A 20,367-nucleotide genomic window follows, 5' to 3' on the forward strand; every position below is an offset into this window, starting at 1 on the left:
GGCGCTTCGACCACGGCGAGCCGATCCGCGCGATCGACACGCGTCCGCTGCTGTTCGTGGCGCTGTTCATCGCGGTGGTGTTCCTGCTCGCGGCAAGCCAGTCGCGGACCCATGCGCTGCTGCTGGAGCTGCCGCAGCCCGAGGCCGGCCTGAACGGAACGGGCCTTCTGCCGATTGTTTACCGCGTCGAGGTCACCGCCTCTGGCGAGTTGCGGTTCAATGGCGAGGTCGTGGACGCCCAGCAGCTCCAGGTCTTGCTCGCCGAAGTCAGCACACTCGAGCCACGCGCCGTCCTCGCCTTCGAGCCCGACGGGGACGCGCCTTATGATCTCGCTGCGCATACCCTCGCCATCATCCACCGCGCAGGCGTCAACGATGAATGGTTCTGCATCAACGGCATGGAGAAGCACGGGGAGTTCGGCAAGAGCGGCGGCCACCCGCTACCGCTGCTCACCAGCATCCGGATCGACCAAGCCATGGGCGCGCAACGGATGGTGCCTCCACCGGCTATCGACACCTGCGCCCCGGAGCTGTTCGGCACAACCGGACGCTAATCCCCCTCCAGCGGCGCATCCGGCCGCATCGCGGCGGCGATCAGCCCCTCGGCCTCGAGCAGCAGCTCGTCGTCGACCGCACCTTGGGGCACCGCCTCGCGGCCGATCATGGTCATCACCGGCACCGCGAGCGGCGAAACGCGGTCGAGGCTCACGTGGACCAGCTCGCGCTCCGAGCGCTCCAGCAGGTCGGCCAGCCGCCCCACGTCCGTCATCCGCGCCCGCGCATCGGCCCAGGCGGCCTCGATCAGCACGTGGTCGGGCTCGTATTTCTTCAGCACGTCGTAGATCAGGTCGGTCGAGAAGGTGACCTGCTTGCCGGTCTTCTTCTGCCCCGGGTGCTGGCGCTCGACCAAGCCGCTGATCACCGCGACCTCGCGAAAGGCGCGGCGCAGCAGGTGGCTTTCGGTCACCCACTCGACAAACTCACCGGTGAGGATATCGGGCGAGAGCAAAGGTGCCGGATCGGTAACGGGCTTCAACCCCCACACCGCGAGGCAATAGTCGTTCGCCACGAAGCCGCCGGGCAGCAATCCGCGATCCTCCATCCGCCGGGTGATCAGCATCCCCAGCGACTGGTTCGCGTTCCAGCCCTCGAAGGTGTAATAGGCGGTGTAGTGCTTGCCCCCATGCGGGAAGCTCTCGACCAGCAACTCGCCCGGCGCGGGCAGGCGCGAGCGGTAGTCCTGCATTTCGAGCCACTCGCGCACATCGTCGGGAAAGCGGCCCCAACCTGCGCGGTCGGAGAGCAGCGCCTGCACCCGTGTGGAAAGGTGCGTCGTGAGCGGGAGCCTGAGGCCCCCATAGCTCGGGATCGTGGCGCTCTTCTTGGCGGCGCGGACGGTGAGGTCCATGTCCTTCACGCCCTCGACCTCGAGGCTCATGCCGGCGAAGAAGAAGGTGTCGCCGGGGGATAGCTGCGCGGCGAAGCGCTCCTCGACCTTGCCGAGACTGCGGCCGTTCCGGAAGCGCACGGTGAGCATCTCGCTGTCGACGATGATCCCGGCGTTCATCCGGTGGCGCTGCGCCTGATTGGGGTGGGCGAGGCGCCACACCCCGTCTTTCCCCCGCACGATCCGCTGGAACCGGTCATATGCTTTCAGTGCGTAGCCGCCGTTCGAGACGAACCCCAGCACCCGCTGAAAGGTGCCGTGATCCACCCAGCTATAGGCGAGGCTGGAGCGCACCTCCGCCAGCAGCGCATCCTCATGGAACGGCCCCGCACAGGCGCAGGCCATCACGTGCTGGGCGAGGACGTCGAGGCTGCCGGGTCGGAACGCCTCACCGTCACGCTGGCCCTCGTCGACCGCCTCCTTGGCGGCGATGGCCTCGAGGAATTCGAAGCGGTTGCCCGGCACCAGCACCGCGCGGCTCGGCACATCGAGCCTGTGCCCCGCCCGTCCGATCCGCTGCAACAGCCGTGATGATCCCTTGGGCGCCCCCATCTGCACCACCAGATCAATGTCGCCCCAGTCGATGCCGAGATCGAGGCTGGCGGTGCACACCAGCGCCCGCAAGTCGCCGCGCGCCATGGCTTCCTCGACCTTGCGCCGCGCCTCGGTGCTGAGCGAGCCATGGTGGATGCCGATCGGCAGGTGATCCTCGTTCGCCTCCCACAGGCATTGGAAGATGAACTCGGCGAGGAAGCGGGTGTTGGTGAAGACCAGCGTGGTGCGGTTGGCCTTGATCGCCTCGTAGAGCTGCGGGACGGCCCAGCGCCCGGCGTGGCCGCCCCAGGGGACGCGTTCTTCCTGTGGCAGGAGTATCTCGACTTGCGGAGCCGCGCCTTCTTCGCCCAGCACCAGCACGGCCGCCGCGATCTCGCCATCGTCACCGGTCTGCGGGGCGAGCCATTCCTGAAAGTCCTTGGGATTCGCCAGCGTCGCCGACAGGGCAACCCGCTGCGCCTGAGGGGCGAGCGCGTGGAGCCGCGCGAGGCTCAGCGCCAGCAGATCGCCGCGCTTGTCGGTGGCGAAGGCGTGAACCTCGTCGATCACGATGCGCTTCAGCCCTGCAAACAGGTCGGCGCTTTCGGGATAGGAGAGCAGCAGCGAGAGGCTCTCGGGCGTGGTCAGCAGGATATGCGGCGGACGTTCACGCTGGCGCTTCTTGCGGTCGGCGGGCGTGTCACCGCTGCGCGTCTCGACCCGGATCGGCAGACCGATGTCCTCGATGGGGGTGAGCAGGTTGCGCTTCACATCCTGCGCCAGCGCCTTCAATGGCGAGACGTAGAGGGTGTGGAGACCATCAGGCGGCAGCGCATCCCCCGCAAAGTCGCACAAGGTCGGCAGGAACCCCGCCAGCGTCTTGCCCGCGCCCGTATCGGCGACCAGCAGGGCATGCGCGCCCTCGCGAGACTTGGCCAGCATCTCCCACTGGTGCCGCCGCACCCGCCAGCCACGCTGCGCGAACCACGCTGCGATGGCTGGAGGGAGGGTCGGCTGCGCGGGAGTCACCCCCGCCATGTGGCCTGCACCGTAGCCCTTCGCAAGGCCGCGCGGCTCAGGTGATCGGGTCTTCGCCTTCGTCCTCGATCATGGCCTCGGGCACCAGCGCGTCAAGCTCGCGTTCCGACTTGCCAATCAGCCGCGCCGCCCGGGTGCGCTCGGCCGCGCTCAGCTCGGAGAACTTGCGGCCGTCGCCGAACTCGGCCCCGATCGCGGCAAACTCCTCGGTCACATCGGGGAGGAGCTTGACCGCCGCCGGCCCCATCGCCTCCATCACCCCCATGACCTGCGGGTCATACTGCACCAGAAAGCTCTGGCTCGCGAACTTGGCTCCGAGCGGCGTGGCAAAGAAGGCGAGCAGCTCGCGCATCTCCGCCTCGTCGAAGCGGCGCGCGATGGCGCGGGAAAGGCCTTCGCGATAGGCCGGCTCAACCGCTTCGAGCAGCTTCCCGATCATCCCCGTAAGCGCCGCGCTGGTGCGAGCGCTACGGGCGGCAAATTGCGGATCGAAGATGTCGAGCGCCTCCTGCGCGTCCTCGTCGGATAGAGCGTCGAGAGCACCGGTTTCGACCCCGCTCAGCGCAGCGAGGCGGCTGCGCGGGGTGGAGGCGGCGTCGTCGGCGATCATCGCCATCATCGGCTCCAGACTCTCGTCCATCGCGGTGCGGAAGCTGCCCTCGGGCATGATGAAACCCGCCATCTGCGTCGCGAGCGGCAGCAGGGCTTCCTGTTCGGGGGTGAGCGGATCGGCCTTGAACATTTCGCCGAACATCGCGAAGGCGTCGGACAGTTCCTGTTCGAGCTGCGCTTGCGCCTCTTCTTCCTCGGTGAGGAACAGGAACTCGTCCTTCTGGTTCTCGGTGCCGGCGGCCTTCTCGGCCGCGCCGTGGTCCAGCGCGGCGAGCGGCGGCGCGGCGAGACCGAGCGCGGCGAGGCTGGCGGTAAGGCCAAGGATTGTGTGGCGAATCATGGTGATGCTCCCCGGATAGGCCGCCATTGTGCCGCACGATCGACCGGTGCGAAAGCCCCGCGCGCGCGCTCGGTTACAGCGCGCGCAGCACCTCGGCCGAGACCCGCCCGGGTTCGGCAAGGATCACCTCGGCCATGGTCAGGTCAACAAGGCAGCGCTTGGGGTGCTCGGGGTCCTTGAGCGCGGCCGTCAGCTCGTCGATCCCGAGGCCGCTTTTCTTCAGCATCTTGTCGATCGCCCAGCCGGGCACGCTGAAGCTGCCGCCGCTCTTGCTGGAACGGTGGCTCAGCAGCCTCGCATCAAGCAGCCGCCGCATCAACTCCTGCTCGCGCGCGGCCTCGTCCTTGCCGAGCGCCAGCGGGAGCGAGCGGAAGTCGCCGGCCATCACGTTCTTGCATTGCGCCGGGTTCTTGAGCGCTGCCGCCAACCAGATGCGCTTGAGCTCACCCAAGGCCACCAGCTCCTCGAACTTGGCGAGCTCGGCCACTTGCAGCGCCTTGTGGCGCACGAAGGCACTGGTGCCGCCATTGTCCTTCGCGTTGCGGATCCCGAGTGCGAGCTGGTCGGCGAAGACCGGATCGGCTTCGCGCACCTTGGCCATGTCGGTGCCCGGGCCGAACACGCCGGCGACCGCGGCGTCGATCTCGGCCTCGCTTGGGCCGAAGACCGGGACTGGCGGCGGCAGAGAGTTGTCGGCATCGCCGCCCCCCGCCCCGCCCAGCGCCGCGATAGCGCGGATCAGCGCGAAGAACAGCACCACGAACAGCACCGCGCCGCCAAAGCCGCGGCCCGCGCTCGAATAGCCGTCGCCGCTCCCCGCGCCCGCCCCTTCCCACGACGCGACGCGTTCGGGATCGAGATGGCTTTCGAGCTCGGGATAGCGTTCGCGCAGGCCGACGAGCAGCTTGTGAACATCGAGCCGGCTCACCCGCAGCCGGTCGAGCACCCCGGCCCGGCCAGGGCGCGACAATTCCACCCAGGCCTTGTGGAGCGGGTGTTCGGGCAGAAGCACCTTGTCGTGAAAGCGCATCCCCTTGAGGCGCTGGTTGAGGAAGCGCAGCGCGGCGCGTTCCTCAAGGATGCCGGATTCGTCGAGCCAGCCGAACACGGCATTGGCTGGTTCGACGAAGGGTGCCGAGCGCGGCCAGGTGCGCGCGAAGAGATCGGCGAGCGCGCCGTCGAGCGCGTCGTGCTCCTCGATATCGGCTTCTTCGGCCCGGCCGGTCAGCACGGCCAGCGCGGTGAGACCCTCGTCGAGCTGCGCATGAGTAACCGCATCCTCGCTGAAGTCCCCGCCGGGATAGAGCACGTCGAGCAAGCGGTTCCAGGCTTCCTGCGCGCGCTTCTGGGCTTCGGTCAGTTCCGGCGCCTGCGCGAGCATTTCGCCTGGGGTGAAGGCGGGGGCGATATCCCAGCCGCCGTCGTCATGATCGTCATCCCAGTCGGGGTCGCGATCATCGGCCTCGTCAAGCGCGCCGAGGCCGTAGAGCTCGCCCTCATCTTCATCCTCGTCAGCGTCCGCGTCGGCGTCCTGCGCCTCGTCCGCTTGCCGCGCGGCCAACCACAGCGCCTGATCGCGCGCCCGGCGCAGGTCGGCAAAGCCGGCGATGTCCTCGTCGGGATTGATCGACCGCAGCACATCGGCATAGGCCTTGCGGATCGCGCCCGTATCGCTGGTCGGGTCGATCCCGAGACGGCTCCAGGGGAAGGCGCGGCGGGTCACAGCGGGGCCATCAGAGCGGGGATTGCGTGTCGATCTCGTCGAGCAGCCGGGTCAAGCCTTCGCGCGCATCGGTGATGATGCGCGGATCCTGCTTGTCGAGCGCGCCCTGGAACTCGGTCAGCCCCTGCCCGATCACATCGCGCACCGGCCCGGTGAAGCCTTCATAGGCACGCTCGGCGCGCGCCAGCAGGGCGACGTTCTCGGCCTCGTCACGCGGGTGGACCTTGAGCTTTTCGAGCCGCTTGCGGCTCTCGGAAATATCCTTCTTCGAGCGCCGGTCATCCTCGTCGACGATCACCAGATTGCGGGTCAGCCCGGTCATCGGCACGGCGACATCGACATCGAGCAGCCCGCTGGTGTCATAGGTGAAGCGCACCTCGACCCCCACCTCGCCCGCCGGCTTAGGGGGGACGGGAACGGTGAGTTCGCCGAGCTTGACGTTCTTCTTCACGTCGCGCGCCTCGCCCTGATAGATCGCGAAGGTCACCTGCCGCTGGTTGTCGCCGAGCGTCTGGAAGCGCTCCATCCGGCTGACCGGCACCGGCGTGTTGCGCTCGATGATCGGGGCGAAGATGTCGTCGTGGAAGCGCCCGTGCGCGTCACGGGTCGAGGTGCTGACGCCGAGCGTGAAGGGCGCGACGTCGGTGATGCGGATTTCCTCGAGCCCGTCCCCGCCCGACAAGAGCCCGGCCTGGATCGCCGCACCCAGCGCCACGGCGTGGTCGGGGTGGACGGTGGAATTGGGGAAGCGCCCGAACATGCGGGTCAGCGCCTTCCTCACCACCGGCATGCGCGTGGCGCCGCCGACCAGCACGATGTCGGACAGGCCCTTCACGTCGATATGGCTGTCGCGCAGCGCCCGGATGACGGGATCGCGCAGTTTCTTGATGAGCCCCGCGGCCGCCTCCTCGAAGGCATCGGTGGTAACGCGCGCAGTGAGCGGAGTGTCGTCGGCAACCACGGTGAAATCGGCTTCTTCCGAGGTGGTGAGCGAGCGGCGGGTGCGTTCGGCCGCGAGGTTCAGCAGCGCGCGGCGGCGGTCGGCCGGAAGCCGCGCGAGCGCCTCCGATGGCAGCAGCGGCTCGACCAGCTTCACCAGCACCTCGTCGAAATCATCGCCGCCCAGCCGGTTGTCGCCCGCCGAGGCGCGCACTTCGACGATGCCGTCGAACATCTCGACGATCGAGACGTCGAAGGTGCCGCCGCCGAGGTCGAAAACCAGGAACGGCTCGCGGTCGCCCTTGTCCACGAGGCCGAAGGCGAGCGCCGCTGCGGTCGGCTCGTTGATCAGGCGGCGGACTTCGAGCCCCGCGATCTCGCCCGCACGGCGCGTGGCGCGGCGCTGGCGTTCGTTGAAATAGGCAGGGACGGTGATGACCGCCTCGGTGGGGCGGGTGCCGGTTGCCGCCTCGACATCGTCAGCAAGGCTGCGCAGCACCATCGCCGAGAGATCCTCCGGCGTCAGCGTCGTTCCCGCCAGCGTCACGGTGGAGACGGTGCCCATCATCCGCTTGAAGCTGGTGACGGTGTCGGCCGGGTTGGTCGCCATCCGGTCGAGCGCGGCCTGCCCCACCCAGGTCTCCCCGCCCTTGGAGAGGCTGACCGCAGACGGGGTCAGTTCGCGCCCCAGGGCATTGGGCACAAGCTGCGGCGCACCGTCGCGCCACAGTGCAACGGCACTGTTGGTGGTGCCAAGATCGATCCCGACGAGCATGCCAGCCGTCATAGCGCGCAGCGCGCGTCAGGCAATTGGAATTGCGGGCGGAATGGCGGCTTAGTGCCGAAACGGCACCAAGCCCACGCGGCGCCCTTGCGTTGCTTTTCCGGCCCCATCAGCGGCTCCGGAAAAACGCCATCAATGCGCGACGCTCTCGCCGCGTTCGAGGCCCGAGGCGGCCAGCTGCGCGTCGATCTGGGCGAGCAGGCGTTCGAGACCATCCTCGCTGTCGCTCTCGGCGCGGGCGACCAGCACGTCCTGCGTGTTCGAGGCGCGCAGCAACCACCAGCCGTCGGCGGTGTTGACGCGCACGCCGTCGGTTGCGTTGACGCTCTCGACCTCGGGGCCGGGGCTGGTGGTGAGCCGCCCGGCGATTTCGGCCATGGCAGCAAACTTGCGGCTCTCGTCGACCTGGAAGCGCAGTTCCGGGGTGTTCAGCATCGGCGGGATGGCACCGCGCAGCTCGGTCACCGATTTGCCGAGTCGGGCGGCCGCCGCCAGCAGCCGCACGCCGGCGTAAAGCGCGTCGTCGAAGCCGTAATATTCATCCGCGAAGAACACGTGGCCGCTCATTTCGCCTGCCAGCGGCGCACCAGTCTCCTTCATTTTGGACTTGATGAGCGAGTGGCCGGTCTTCCACATCAGCGGCTCGCCGCCGAGCTCCGCCACCCGGTCGAACAGGGCGCGGCTGGCCTTCACATCGGCGATAATCGTCGCACCGGGGCGGGTCTTGAGCAGATCCTCGGCATAGATCATCAGCAGCTGATCGCCCCAGATCACCCGGCCCGTGCCGTCGATCGCGCCGATCCGGTCGCCGTCCCCGTCGAAAGCCACTCCGAAATCGAGGTTCTTCTCGGCGACGAGCGCGCGAAGATCGGTCAGGTTGGCCTCGACAGTCGGATCAGGATGGTGGTTGGGAAAATGTCCGTCAACTTCGGTAAAGAGCAAGTGGTGTTCCCCCGGCAGACGGGCAGCCAGGGCTTCAAGCGCGGGGCCGGCGGCACCGTTGCCGGCATCCCAGCCGACGCGCAGGGTTTCGAGCTTGCCGGGTTCGATGCCAGCGAGGCCCTCGAGCAGGCGCTCGACATACTCGCCAAGGATGTCGCGCGAGGTCACCGTGCCGGTGCCGCTGGCGAACGCCCCGTCTGCTGCCAGTTTCCCGAGCTTCTGGATATCGGCGCCGAAGAACGGGCGTCCCCGAAATACCATCTTGAAGCCATTGTAATTGGGGGGATTGTGGCTGCCAGTTATCTGAATGCCGCCATCCACCTGTTCATCTGAGGCTTCCGCATAATAGAGCATCGGCGTTGCGCCCATGCCGATCCGCACCACATTGCAGCCGCTCGCGGTCAACCCTTCGACCAGCGCGTGCTCGAGCATCGGCGAGCTGACCCGCCCGTCATAGCCCACCGCCACGGTCGCACCGCCCGCCTCGCGCAGCAGCGTGCCGAAGGCCCGGCCGATGGCCCGCGCATCATCCGCGCCAAGCGTTTCGCCGATCACCCCGCGAATGTCGTATTCGCGCAGTATCGTGGAATGGAACTGGTGTTGCATGGTCGAGAGGGTCTCCTTGCCGCCGGGACGCGCGGTGATCGGGGTGAGATTGGCGGCAGCGTCGCAGGGGCCATCCGTCCGACGGATCAGCCGGGCCAGCTATTCCCCACGAGCTTCCGTTTCAGGCAAACCCCTGCCGCGCGATTGTGTCAATCCTGCGATGCGCGCGAAGCAGGTTCAAAGCAGCGACCCGTCCTGCGGATGCGGCAGCTCGTCGAGCAGCAGATCACGCGCGGCATTGGCCTCCTGCATCGCGGCGTTGGTGCCGCCCTTGTCGGGGTGCACCAGCGTGGTCAGGCGGCGATGCGCGGCGATGATCTCATCGCGCCCCGCCCCGGCTTCGACCCCGAGCAATTTCCGCGCCCGGAACACGGCCTGGCTCCGGGTCGGCGTGCTGCGCAGCAGCTCCCAGGGCCACTTGCCGATCGCCCAGCGGCAGAACACGCAGGCCACCACGAGGATCAGCAGATACTTCACGCCACCTCCAGCCTGTCCTGCGCGCGGCTGAATTCGGGCAGGCGCAGCGCCTTGACCAGCGCGCGCAGTTCCTGCCGCGCGACCAGATGGCTGGTGCCCAGCTCGCCAAGGTGACCCTTGTCGAGCAGCGTCAGGCCCGAGGGGAACAGCTCGCGGTAGATGACGCGTTCGGACAGGCCCTGCGTCACGCGGAAACCGACGCGCTTCGACATCTCGCCCAGCGCCTTGTGCAGTCGTGCCTGGTTCTTAGCCTCGACGTGCCCGGTGCGGTTGCGCACCACGATCCAGTCCATCTCGGGCCGCTGGTGCTCGATCGTCATCCGGCTGCGTTTCATCCGCGCGTCCCAGATCACCTCCGCGAAGAAGGACAGCTTCTTGACCTTGAAGGTCTCCGCATCGACCTGGCCGATCAGGTCGAAATCGACGAAACTGTCGTTCATCGGCGTCACCAGCGTATCGGCATGTTCGACCGCAATGCGCGCATAGGCATCATCGCGGCCCGGATTGTCGATGATGAGGAAGTCGCAATTGGCCTCGAGCCGGCGGATCATCCCGAGCAAGGCGCCGGTGCCGGTCTCGCGGAACACCTCGCAGGCCGGGGTCGGCAAGGTCAACTCGCGCTTTTCGAGCGTCGCCAGCCGGTTCTCGATATAGCGATGCATTGTGCGCTGGCGCGGATCGAGATCGATCGAGGCGACGCGCGCGCCGAGATAGGACAGAGCCACGGCAACATGGACCGCGGTCGTGGACTTGCCGGTCCCGCCCTTTTCGTTGGCAAAGACGATCCTGTGCGCCTGCCCCTTGCGCAGGAGGCGGGTACCGGTCGCGGTGGTTCCAGGAATGTCGGCGCGCGAGGCGGGCGGCATGGCGGGTCTCTCGATTGCGGTCGGCTGCTGGGTTCGCCGGGGCCCCGGCGGCTTGAAATGGCACAGGTTGGGCCGCTAGGGCACGGTTTTCATGTATCCTTGGAGGCCTGACGGTGCAAACGGTCAATACGCTGCGAATGTTGAGAACCGCTTTGGCACAGTTGCGGGACGGAAATGCAACGATTGCGCTGGTGCCGACCATGGGTGCACTGCACGAAGGCCACCTCACGCTGGTGCGCCGCGCACGCGCGGAGGCGGACCACGTGGTCGCCTCGATCTTCGTCAACCCGAAGCAGTTCGGGCCCAGCGAGGACCTGGACGCCTACCCCCGCCAGCTCGCCGAGGACGCCGCGATGCTCGAAGCGGAAGGGGTGGCGCTGCTGTGGGCACCGGACGCCGGCACGATGTATCCGCCGGGCTTTGCCACCAGCATCGCTGTCGCCGGAGTGAGCGAGGGCCTGTGCGGCGCGGCGCGGCCCGGCCATTTCGATGGCGTGGCGACGGTGGTCTGCAAGCTCTTCAACCAGGTCGCCCCCGACATGGCGTTCTTCGGCGAGAAGGATTTCCAGCAGCTCGCCGTGATCCGGGCGATGGCGCGCGATCTCGATCTGACCGCCCCGCATGTCGACGCGATCATCGGCGTGCCGACCGTGCGCGAGGCGGACGGCTTGGCGATGAGCAGCCGCAACCGCTACCTGACGCCCGAGCAGCGCGCCGCCGCGGCGATCCTGCCCGAGGTGCTGGCAACGGCGGCGCAGACCATAGCCGCGGGTCATCAGCCGGTGTGGCTGGCGAAATCCGTCGTGGAGGACGAGCTGGAGCTGGCAGGCTTCCGGATCGACTACATCGAGGTCGTCGATTCCGGCACGCTTGCTCCGATCGGAGCCCTGTCCGACCGCCCGGCGCGCATCCTTGTGGCCGCCCGAATCGGCACAACCAGATTGATCGACAACATGGCCATCGAACGAGGCACCTAGCGCCGCGCCGTATTGACCTTGCGCCGCCATCAATGGCATGGGCCCTCGCGGAGCCCGAGCGGGTATAGCTTAGTGGTAAAGCTCCAGCCTTCCAAGCTGGCTATGCGGGTTCGATTCCCGCTACCCGCTCCAGCCCTCCCTTCCGAAACAGCCCCAGAAAGTCTATAAAACCCTTGGAAATCCGAGGGATTTAGACCCTCGGTCGTCCGAGAATGTCCCTATTCTTCCCGCTGCATCCGGGGCTCTTGGGGGCCACATCGCGGGGCCAAGGCATTTCGGGCAATTGGACTGGCCCCCACGTGGGGGCCACGAGCTGGGAAAGGACCGAGGGCCATGCCGCTGACAGATGTTGCGATCCGGAACGCCAAACCGCGCGATAAGACTTATAGGGTGGGCGACACTCTCGGTCTGTTCCTGCTGGTGCAGCCGTCGGGTGGCAAGCTGTGGCGCGTCAAATATCGCATCGACGGCAAGGAGAAGAAGCTGGCGATCGGCATCTACCCTCAGGTCGGACTCGCGGAGGCGCGGCGCAGGCGCGATGCCGCCCGTGAGCTAGTGGCAGCTGGCAAAGATCCCGGCCGCGAGAAGGTGCGGTCGCGCATCCAAGCCGAGACAACCTTTGACGCTATTGCCGCCGAGTTCTGTGCGAAGCGGCGGCGCGATGGTCAGAAGGCCTGGGCGGTCAGCACAGCCACACGCAGCGCATACCTGCTGTCGCTGCTCAAGGGATCGATCGGCAAGCTTCCCATCACCGACATCGAGCCTGCAGACGTGTTGATTGCCGTCCGCAAGATCGAGCGCAAAGGCCAACTGGAAAGCGCCCGCCGCACACTGCAATTGGCCGGCGCTGTGTTCCGCTATGCGGTCGCCACCGCCCGCCTCGCCTCGGACCCGACCCGCGACCTGCGCGGCGCGCTGACCGCTCCCACCGTCACACACTATGGCGCGATCATCGACGGATACGAAGGCAAGCCGATCACCAAGCTGGCGATGCAGCTGGCGCCGCATGTCTTCGTCCGCCCCGGCGAGCTGCGCCATGCCGAATGGAACGAATTCGATCTCAAAGGGGCGCTGTGGACCATCCCGGCGGGCAAAACCAAGATGCGCAAGGATCACCTCGTCCCGCTGTCACCCCAGTCGATTGCGATCCTCGAAGACCTCCACGCGCTGACCGGCCCCGATGGCTACGTCTTCCCTTCGATCCGCTCCCGCAAGCGCCCGATGAGCGACAACACGATCAACGCAGGCCTACGCCGCCTAGGATACTCAACTGACGAAATGACCGCCCATGGCTTCCGCGCCACGGCCTCCACCTTGCTCAACGAAAGCGGCAAATGGAACCCGGATGCAATCGAGCGCGCCCTAGCCCATGGCGATAGTGACAGAGTCCGCGCCGCCTACCATCGCGGCGCGCACTGGAAGGAGCGCGTGGCCATGGCGCAATGGTGGAGCGACCACCTCGACTGCCTCTGACGCTTTCAGCTTGGGCTCTTAAACATTCGTCCAGAACGGAGCCTCCGGCAGGCTGGCCTTGAAAAATCGTGATCGGCTTCTGGCGGTTGAACGGCACGCAATGTCGGCCATTGGTCGTTTGCCCAATGGAATACTTGGGCGAACAAGGGCGGAAAGTGGCTGTCCAATCATCCAGTCGAAGACGGCAGCTGCCGCCCCAGACCCGATCGTTCATGACAGCCGCCACGCATGTCTGCTTCTGACGAAAGCTGCCGAAGAGACGCCCCAAGGCAGTACCGAGAACAATTGACGGGCTCTCAACCCAAGCGCGGCCCTCTTGGTTCAGCCGCCGGACGCATGGCGCGGCCATTCGTCATCGTCGATCCGCAAGACCCGCCGCCCGGCAGGACGAAAATGCCGATCGAGCCGCTGCGGCCAATCGCCGAACCGGGCTGGCCAGCCGGTCAGGAAGAAGTCCGACGGGAAGCCGAGTGCGATCCGGTTGTTCCAGTCGAGCCGCTTGCGCAGCCGAGAGTCGAGGGTCAGGTCGGCCGCGCCGAAATTGTCGGAAAGTTGCGTGAGGTTTCGCGCGCCGATGATCGAGATGTGGGCAGGGGCTCTCGCGCCGAGCCAGGCGATGGCCAATTGTGCCGGGGAAAAGTCCACCGCCCGTGCAAGCGCCACCGCCATGATCTCCCACCGCTGACCATAACTGATTGAGGGGCGACTTGGCGATCTCTCACGCGTTCAGGCCACGCCGCAATCGAGTCCCTGCCAGAACGGCGCGCGCAGCTCGCGCTTCAGCACCTTGCCCGCGCCCGAGAGCGGGAAGGGCTCGGCCCGGAAGCTGACCGAGCGGGGGCATTTGTAGCCCGCGATCCGCGCCCGGCAGTGCGCGATGATGTCCTCTTGCGTCACCGCCGCGCCGGGGCGCGGGATGACGATGGCGTGCACCGCCTCGCCCCATTGCCGCGAGGGAATGCCGATCACCGCGACCGCGCCGACCGCCGGGTGGGTCGAGATCGCGTTCTCGACCTCGGCGCAGAACACGTTCTCCCCGCCGGTGACGATCATGTCCTTCAACCGGTCGACGACATGGACGAAGCCGTCCTCGTCCTGATAGCCCGCATCGCCGGTGCGCACCCAGCCGTCGACCAGCACGGCGCGGGTCTGTTCGGGCTGGTTCCAGTAGCCGAGCATCATGCCGGGGCTCGTCGCGGCGATCTCGCCGATGGTGCCGCGCGGGGCGGGATCGCCCGCCGGGCCCAGGATCCGGACCTCGCAGCCGATGGTCGGCAGCCCCGCCGAGCGCAGCCGCGCCGCACTGGGGCCCTCGAGCACATGGTCGCCTGGCGCAAGGATCGTCACCCCAGGCCCCATCTCGGTCTGGCCGTAGCCCTGGAAGAAGCGCACGTGCGGCATCGCGCCAAGCGCCTTGCGCAGCAGCCCCTCGGGCATCGGCGAGGCGCCGTAGAGCAGGCGGCGCAGCGACGCGGTGCGGGCAGGCGCGAAGCCCGGATGATCGAGCATCCGTGCGAGCATGGTCGGCACCAAGATGGTGCTGTTCACCCCGTGGGCCTCGATCGCCGCCAGCGCCGCTTCGGGATCGAAGGCGGGGATGTAGACGTGGCAGCCCCCCACCAGCGCGATCGCGGTGTTGGAGGTGAAGTCGGCCAAGTGGAACATCGGTGCGGCGTGCAGCCACACCGCCTCGCGGTCGAGGCCGAGTTCGGCGGCGATCGCCATGGCGTTGTACCACAGCGCCCGGTGCGGCAGCATCACGCCCTTGGGAATGCCGGTGGTGCCGCCGGTGTAGAACAGGCCGGCAAGGTCCTCCCCCCCACGCATCGCGTCCGCGCATGGGTGCCCCTGGGCGACCAGGTCCTCGTATGCGGCCAGGCCCGCCCCTGCCGCCCCCGCGCTGCCGAGCGTTACGATGGTCGTGAGCGTGTCGGCGCAGGCGCGGATCTCTTCGAGCATCGGCAGGAAGGCATCGTCGAGGAACAGGATCCGCGCCTCGCAGTCGCCGAGCGCGTGGACGATCTCGCTCGCCGACCAGCGGGTGTTGAGCGGCACCACCGCGCCGCCCGCCCACCAGGTGGCGAACAGGCATTCGGTGAAGCACGCGCCGTTGCGCGCAAGGATCGCGACTCGCGCCCCGTGACGCGCGCCGAGCGCGCGCAGGGCGCCTGCGAGTCGCACCACCCGGTCGCGGTGCTCGCGCCAGGTGCGGCGGATCGGCCCGTCGATGCAGGCGATGCGTGCGGGGAAGGTGTCCGCCACACTGACGAAGGGTTGTGTCAATCGCATCCGTCGCCGCCCCCTTTGCCTTCCGCCCGACCGCTCTGCCCGGCGCCGCCCCGATAGCACAGGTTCATCCACCTAGGCAGTCAGCCGGAGCCCTGATCGGTATTCATACGGCGGAGCCAAGGCTGACGAATTTACTGTAAGGATGAGATGACAATGATCCTGCAATCAAGCAGGCAAACACAAGCGATGATAGGACCCAGAATGGCAAATGAAGATTTCGAAGTCGCTGCATCGTCCCAGTCACAAACGGAGATGCTTGAAAGTCTGGAGCAGCAATTGGTTGCTCTCTATCAAGAAAAGCAGGAAGCCGCGCAGAACACTGCCACCATGGCTGCACTGCAGGAAACGATCAACAACCTCGAGGCACAGGTCGTCGAGCTCTATCGCGAGAAGGAAGCGGGCCACGACCTGCAGGCCGTGCTCGCCGAGAAGGACGAGACCATCACAAACCTCGAGGCGCAGCTGGTCTCGCTCTACCACGAGCGCGACGCGATGGCGCACGCGGCCTGACCTGCAACCCAACCGACACGGGGCCGCGGGGCTGCCGACGCGCAGCCACCCCGGCCCACGTGGCCGGCCGTCCGGAGCCGCCATCACGGGCCATGCAACACCGACCCCGGCCCGCGGGGATTTTCCGGCATCTGCCCAAGTACCCCACCGATCCGATGCAAACACAACACCCAGGAGGATGAATATGTCGTTCGTAACCGCGGAAATCGATAGCAAGCTCGGGGCCCTGTCCCGCGACGATGCCGACCTCGCCGATTTCGGCATCGTCAAGGTCGACGACGAGGGCAAGATCGAGCTCTACAACAAGTACGAGGCCGAGCTCGCCGGGGTGACGCCCGCCGCCGCCGAGGGCCGCAACTTCTTCACTGAGATTGCGCCCTGCACCAACAACAAGCTGTTCTTCGGCCGCTTCCAGAACGGCGTCGCCGCCGGCGAGCTGGACGCCGAGTTCAACTACACCTTCACCTACAAGCTGCGCCCGACCAACGTCGGCATCCACATGAAGCGCGACAAGGCGACCGGCAGCAACTGGATCTTCGTCAAGAAAAAGTAACATGAACAGACGCATGCGCGGGGCCGCTCAACCTAGGCGGCCCTGCCTTGCTGATGGGGAGGCGACATGGTTGAGGCGACATCCAAGGTGCAGGCGCTGCGGCATGCCCTGCTCGATCACGACGAGGTGCGCACGACCATGGACGTCGTCGCGCTGACGCCGGATCTGGCCGACGATATGCTCGAGGACGTGCGCCGCGAATATCTCGCCCGCGCCGAGCAGATCTGCGCCGCGCTCGACGACCTCACCTTCGAGGGCGACGAGAGCGAGGCCGAGCGTCACATTCCCCTCACCTGGCTGGCGATCCGTTATGAATGGTCGCGCTGCAACGACCAGATGCAGTACCAGACCATCCTCAAGGGCGCCCCCGACATCCTGACGATGGCGCGCGGCTCGATGCTCTCGAAGATCGCCGAGAAGCTGGAAGCGCAGCAGACCAGGAAGGAGCTGTTCTGGACCCTCAAGCTCGCCGCCGATCCCTTTGGCACGGTCGGCCGCATCCCCTCGATGGCGCGGCGGCTGATGCGGCTCACCGCCTCGGCCGGGCGCGGCATCAACGAGGTGCTGCAGGAATTCCACTCGGTCCGCGAACTGCTGGCCCTGCATATCGACGACAAGAGCCTACTCGAAAAGCTCGACAAGTCGATCTCGAAGTCGATCGAGATGGTCGATTGCAGTGTCGGCATCGAACTCAACGATCTCCACGCGGCGCTGGAGGCGGAGCTGGTCGACCGGCTCGACAGGGCCGGCATCACCGCGCTGCTGCGGATCGAGAACGCTGATCCTTCCGAACTGATCCCCCCCGACGTCTCGGACCTGTTCTTCCGCGTGTCGCAAGGCTGGCTGCGGCACCTGTTCGCCGAATCGGTCGAACATTCCCCCGACGAGCGCGAGGCGAACGACAAGAGCGCGCACCTCACGCTCAGCTGGCGGCTGGTGCGCAACGACCGGCGGCTGACCTTCGAGATGCGGGACGACGGCCTCGGCTGCAGCCGCTTCGAGATGGGCAAAGACGAGATGCCCCCCGGCCTGTGCGTGCGCCACAGCCACGAACCCGACGTCGGCAGCGTGCTGACGATCGAGTCCAACTTCATGCTGGACGGCAATTCGGAATATCTCAGCTTCTCAGTCTTCAACGGCTACGACAATTCGATCCTTGCGATCCCGGCGCAGTATGTGAGCTTCATCTCGCTGGTGGAGGCGCACACCCTGAAATCGGCCTCGGGCTCGCTGTTCACGGCGACCGGCGAGCTCTATTCGGTCCTCGACACCGCGCGGGCCGTGTTCTGCGCGGAGGCGGACTATCCGCGCGACCTCGTCATCTTCGCCGACATGGGCGAGGGGCGGCGCATCGCGCTCAGGGTCAACGAGATCCACGGCATCTGCCGGGGGCGGGTCAAGCCGCTGCCCTTCGGCCCGGGCGAGGAGCGGGTGGCCGGCATTCTCAGCAACGCGGGCCAGCTGGTCATCGTCCTGCAATTGGAAGGGTTCTTCGCGCCATGAACAGGCCTGCCCACCGCATCGCGCCCTTGCCTCATGACGCGCGCGACGATGCCCCGCCCGAGCCGAACGGCAGCCTTGGCGTACACCCCGGCTTTGCCACCATCGCGCGGCTGCACGCGCTGGGCGAGGTGGCGCCGGCGTTTGTCGCGAGCCCCGAGGAACTTGCCCGGGCGCAGCGCAGCCACGCGGCGCTGCTGGATTTCCTCCAGCGCCACCCCGAACGGCGTGTCTACGGCATCCACACCTACTACGGCGCCGACATCGCCGATCCGCGCGATCCGTCCGACTGGCAGCGGCAGCAGGAGGAGCTGCTCGGCTATCTCCACGTCGGTGTCGGCGCGCCCCTGCCCGAACGGGTAGTGCGGCGCGCGCTGCGGCTGCAGGCGATGAAGGCGCTGCAGGGCCATTCGGCGATCCACCCCGAAACGCTCGGCGCGCTGATCGAACTGTCGAACGGCGCCGTTCTGCCGGCCGTGCCGCGCTACGGCAGCCTCGGGGCGAGCGGCGATCTGGTGCCGATGGCCCATGCCATCGCCCCGGTGATCCGCGCGTTCGGGGCGCGCGCGCCGCGCGACGTGCTCGGCCTCGTCAACACCAACGCGATGATGAGCGCGCTTGCCATCGAGCTGTTCGCCAAGGTGCTGGCGCTGCTTGACGCCGTGATCCGGGTGACCGCGCTCGCGAGCCTCGCGCTCGGGCTCGACGATGAGTTCTGCACCGGCAGGACGCTCGCCATCAACCCGGCCCTCCACCGCAACCGCGCGGCAGGCGCAATGATCGCGCAGGCCCGGGCGCAGTTCCTCGCAAGCAACCGCGCCGCCCCCGCCCGCGCGCCCGGCGAAAGCCCGCCCCAGCCGCGCTACTCGATCCGCTGCGCACCGCAGGTGTTCGGCAATGCGCTCGTCCAGCTCGAATTCGCCGCCGAGCGGATCGGTGCCGAGGCGCTGTCGGTCGCCGACAATCCGGTGATCGACAGTGACGGGCTGGACATCGCCATCGCCCATGGCGGGCTGTTCTACACCGCCGGCCTCGCCACCGCCGCCGACCAGCTGATGGATGTAGCGTGCAAATGCGCCGAGGTGCTCAACCGCCAGACCTTCCTGCTGGTCGATCCGGAGCAGAGCGGCGGCCTGCCGCGCAACCTCGAATGCGCGCCGGGCGATCACGTCAAGGGCATCCACCAGCTGGTCAATGCGCTCGAACAGACGCTGCGCGCGGGCGGCGTTCCGGCCCGCAACCTCACCTCGCCGGCCGAGGGCTACAACCAGGACATCGTGCCCGGCAGCATGGCGGCACTGCTCAACCTTGCCGACCGGATGGAGGCCGCCGGCGCGCTGGCGCGCGGCGCCGGCTTCATCGCCGAACGCGCCGCGCTGCTGCGCCTCGCGCTGCCCATCCCCGCGGCGCTGACCCTTGCGGCCTGGCCCGCCTACAATCTGGCCGAGGCATGAGGGCGCTGTTCAAGGAGCTGCTGAAGGCCAGCGGCACCCCGGTGTTGCAGACACTTGAGGGTGGGGTCGAGACGATCATGTCGGCCGGCAACATCTGGACCTCGGCCCATGCCCGCCGCATCGCCCTCGCCGAGCGCGGCGTCGCGCCCGGCGCGGTGCTGTGCTCGCAGGCCGGGGGCTTTCAGGCGGTGATCGATTTCGTGGCCTCGACCATCGGCGGCTTCGTCTATCTGCCCGTCACCCCGGCCCGGTCGTTGGCCTTGCGGCAGCAGCTGGCGATGGCGCCCATCGCCGACGTGGCCGGTATTATGTTTGCCGGCGGACAGCACGACGGGGATCACTCCCCGGATGCACTCCCGTCCGTTCTTGCTCCGATCCGCGTCGTCAGAGGAGCGCAGCTGGCCTTGTACCGCGACGATGCGATGGCGCTGGCGAGCGTCGCTGCATGGACCGGTGATCAGCTCGCGGCGCTTCTTGCCGCTCTATCAGCCCGGCTCGGGACGCCGATGGGTGGCACCCGCCTGACATGTAGCCCGGTGCATCACGATGCCGGCTTCGTGATCGACCTGCTGCTCGGCCTGTGCAACCGTCAGACCATCCACATCCGGAACCCCGCGCACGATGCGGGCGTGCTCGTTCTGCGCGAGGCGATCGATCTGGAGGTGGACGACCTCGTCTTCGCGCCGCCGATGCTCGATGGCATGACGCAAGCCCTTCGCCATCTCGCCCCCGAGGGCTGGTTGAGGCTGCGGCGCACCCGGCTTCACACCGGCGGCCGGGCGCTGTCCGAGGATCGGGCAGCGATTGCCGCGAGCCTGTTCGGCCGGGTGTTGGTCGAGGCGCTACAGCCCTCACACGGTGAGCTCGCAACGCGTGCTCTGGATAGTGTGAACACGCAAGTAAGCCACCGAAAGCAAAACATATCGCTCTAGGCCTTCATTAGATCCTCAAGCATCTTGTTTAACCTCGCATCGGTAATTTGGTTTGCCGCCGACATGACCTGCCCAACGGCGTCGGCGTCTTTCCCGTGCCTATGGCTGGGGATACCAATTCAGCAGTCGGTCCACTGCTTTCGCCTCGGCGAGCTGTTCAGATAGGCGCTGATTGTCCGCTCTTGGTAGGAACTGCCGTTGAGCACATCGCCAGGGAATGACCGCTAAGTCCCAGAACCGGCAATTGAGAGCTGCTGGTCCCCTGCGCTTGGCGATCCCCGGGTCAACGTTTTCAGACTTCAATTACCTCGTCGAGTTGGGGGGCTGGGCTCTAGCTGAAAAGCCCGAAACATAGGCACACCCTACGCGAC

17 protein-coding genes and 1 tRNA gene are annotated in these 20,367 nt (G+C 67.2%); 9 read left to right on the plus strand and 9 right to left on the minus strand.

Annotated elements, in window-relative coordinates; translation table 11 throughout:
• The coding region (locus NBV68_RS07285; RefSeq protein ID WP_296308412.1) for a biopolymer transporter ExbD at nt 1–554 on the plus strand (554 nt) is incomplete at its 5' end.
• Here NBV68_RS07285 and NBV68_RS07290 read toward each other — a convergent pair.
• The 7 genes from NBV68_RS07290 to NBV68_RS07320 form a co-directional block, all read right to left on the minus strand.
• Nucleotides 551–3,019 carry a ligase-associated DNA damage response DEXH box helicase gene (locus tag NBV68_RS07290; RefSeq protein ID WP_296308414.1) on the minus strand — a complete coding sequence of 823 codons (2,469 nt, stop codon included), beginning with the start codon at nt 3,017–3,019 and terminating at the stop codon, nt 551–553. The genes NBV68_RS07285 and NBV68_RS07290 overlap by 4 nt on opposite strands.
• Before the next feature lie 37 nt (nt 3,020–3,056).
• Nucleotides 3,057–3,971: a DUF2059 domain-containing protein gene (locus tag NBV68_RS07295; protein WP_296308416.1), complete on the minus strand. Its 915-nt coding sequence runs from the start codon at nt 3,969–3,971 to the stop codon at nt 3,057–3,059.
• 73 nt (nt 3,972–4,044) lie between these two features.
• The gene (locus NBV68_RS07300) at nt 4,045–5,694 is read right to left on the minus strand and encodes a hypothetical protein (RefSeq protein WP_296308418.1); all 1,650 of its coding nucleotides are present in this window, start codon (nt 5,692–5,694) and stop codon (nt 4,045–4,047) included.
• Between the two features lie 10 nt (nt 5,695–5,704).
• Nucleotides 5,705–7,408 (minus strand): Hsp70 family protein, encoded by a 1,704-nt coding sequence (locus NBV68_RS07305; RefSeq protein WP_296308420.1) that lies wholly within the window; start codon nt 7,406–7,408, stop codon nt 5,705–5,707.
• A gap of 141 nt (nt 7,409–7,549) precedes the next feature.
• Nucleotides 7,550–8,965 (minus strand): phosphoglucomutase/phosphomannomutase PgmG, encoded by a 1,416-nt coding sequence (gene pgmG / locus NBV68_RS07310; RefSeq protein WP_296308422.1) that lies wholly within the window; start codon nt 8,963–8,965, stop codon nt 7,550–7,552.
• 177 nt (nt 8,966–9,142) lie between these two features.
• Nucleotides 9,143–9,442 (minus strand): J domain-containing protein, encoded by a 300-nt coding sequence (locus tag NBV68_RS07315; RefSeq protein ID WP_296308423.1) that lies wholly within the window; start codon nt 9,440–9,442, stop codon nt 9,143–9,145.
• Nucleotides 9,439–10,251 (minus strand): division plane positioning ATPase MipZ, encoded by an 813-nt coding sequence (locus tag NBV68_RS07320; RefSeq protein WP_296308443.1) that lies wholly within the window; start codon nt 10,249–10,251, stop codon nt 9,439–9,441. Before NBV68_RS07320 ends, NBV68_RS07315 begins: the two co-directional genes overlap by 4 nt.
• Nucleotides 10,252–10,421: 170 nt before the next feature.
• Between NBV68_RS07320 and panC the strand changes: the two genes are divergently transcribed.
• The 3 genes from panC (at nt 10,422) to NBV68_RS07335 (ending at nt 12,758) form a co-directional block, all read left to right on the plus strand.
• Nucleotides 10,422–11,285, plus strand: a complete 864-nt coding sequence (panC, locus tag NBV68_RS07325; RefSeq protein WP_296308424.1) for a pantoate--beta-alanine ligase — start codon at nt 10,422–10,424, stop codon at nt 11,283–11,285.
• A gap of 58 nt (nt 11,286–11,343) precedes the next feature.
• A tRNA-Gly gene (locus NBV68_RS07330) sits at nt 11,344–11,417 on the plus strand.
• Nucleotides 11,418–11,618: 201 nt separating this feature from the next.
• Entirely contained in the window at nt 11,619–12,758 is a 1,140-nt protein-coding gene (locus NBV68_RS07335) for an integrase arm-type DNA-binding domain-containing protein (protein WP_296308425.1), read from the plus strand.
• A gap of 321 nt (nt 12,759–13,079) precedes the next feature.
• On the opposite strand, the gene NBV68_RS07340 is transcribed toward NBV68_RS07335, so the two are convergent.
• Nucleotides 13,080–13,454 carry an aldo/keto reductase gene (locus NBV68_RS07340; protein WP_296308445.1) on the minus strand — a complete coding sequence of 125 codons (375 nt, stop codon included), beginning with the start codon at nt 13,452–13,454 and terminating at the stop codon, nt 13,080–13,082.
• Between the two features lie 30 nt (nt 13,455–13,484).
• The gene (locus tag NBV68_RS07345) at nt 13,485–15,047 is read right to left on the minus strand and encodes an AMP-binding protein (RefSeq protein ID WP_296308426.1); all 1,563 of its coding nucleotides are present in this window, start codon (nt 15,045–15,047) and stop codon (nt 13,485–13,487) included.
• Between the two features lie 201 nt (nt 15,048–15,248).
• Here NBV68_RS07345 and NBV68_RS07350 point away from each other — a divergent pair, with 201 nt between their 5' ends.
• The 5 genes from NBV68_RS07350 (at nt 15,249) to NBV68_RS07370 (ending at nt 19,996) form a co-directional block, all read left to right on the plus strand.
• Nucleotides 15,249–15,557, plus strand: a complete 309-nt coding sequence (locus NBV68_RS07350; RefSeq protein ID WP_296308427.1) for a hypothetical protein — start codon at nt 15,249–15,251, stop codon at nt 15,555–15,557.
• 184 nt (nt 15,558–15,741) lie between these two features.
• Nucleotides 15,742–16,110 carry a photoactive yellow protein gene (locus NBV68_RS07355; RefSeq protein WP_296308429.1) on the plus strand — a complete coding sequence of 123 codons (369 nt, stop codon included), beginning with the start codon at nt 15,742–15,744 and terminating at the stop codon, nt 16,108–16,110.
• 66 nt (nt 16,111–16,176) lie between these two features.
• The gene (locus NBV68_RS07360) at nt 16,177–17,613 is read left to right on the plus strand and encodes a chemotaxis protein CheW (protein ID WP_296308430.1); all 1,437 of its coding nucleotides are present in this window, start codon (nt 16,177–16,179) and stop codon (nt 17,611–17,613) included.
• Nucleotides 17,610–19,064 (plus strand): aromatic amino acid lyase, encoded by a 1,455-nt coding sequence (locus NBV68_RS07365; RefSeq protein ID WP_296308432.1) that lies wholly within the window; start codon nt 17,610–17,612, stop codon nt 19,062–19,064. Before NBV68_RS07360 ends, NBV68_RS07365 begins: the two co-directional genes overlap by 4 nt.
• Entirely contained in the window at nt 19,061–19,996 is a 936-nt protein-coding gene (locus NBV68_RS07370) for a hypothetical protein (RefSeq protein WP_296308433.1), read from the plus strand. Before NBV68_RS07365 ends, NBV68_RS07370 begins: the two co-directional genes overlap by 4 nt.
• Nucleotides 19,997–20,367 lie beyond the last annotated feature (371 nt).

The sequence above is a fragment of the Erythrobacter sp. genome (genome assembly GCF_023653175.1).
GTDB lineage: Bacteria > Pseudomonadota > Alphaproteobacteria > Sphingomonadales > Sphingomonadaceae > Erythrobacter.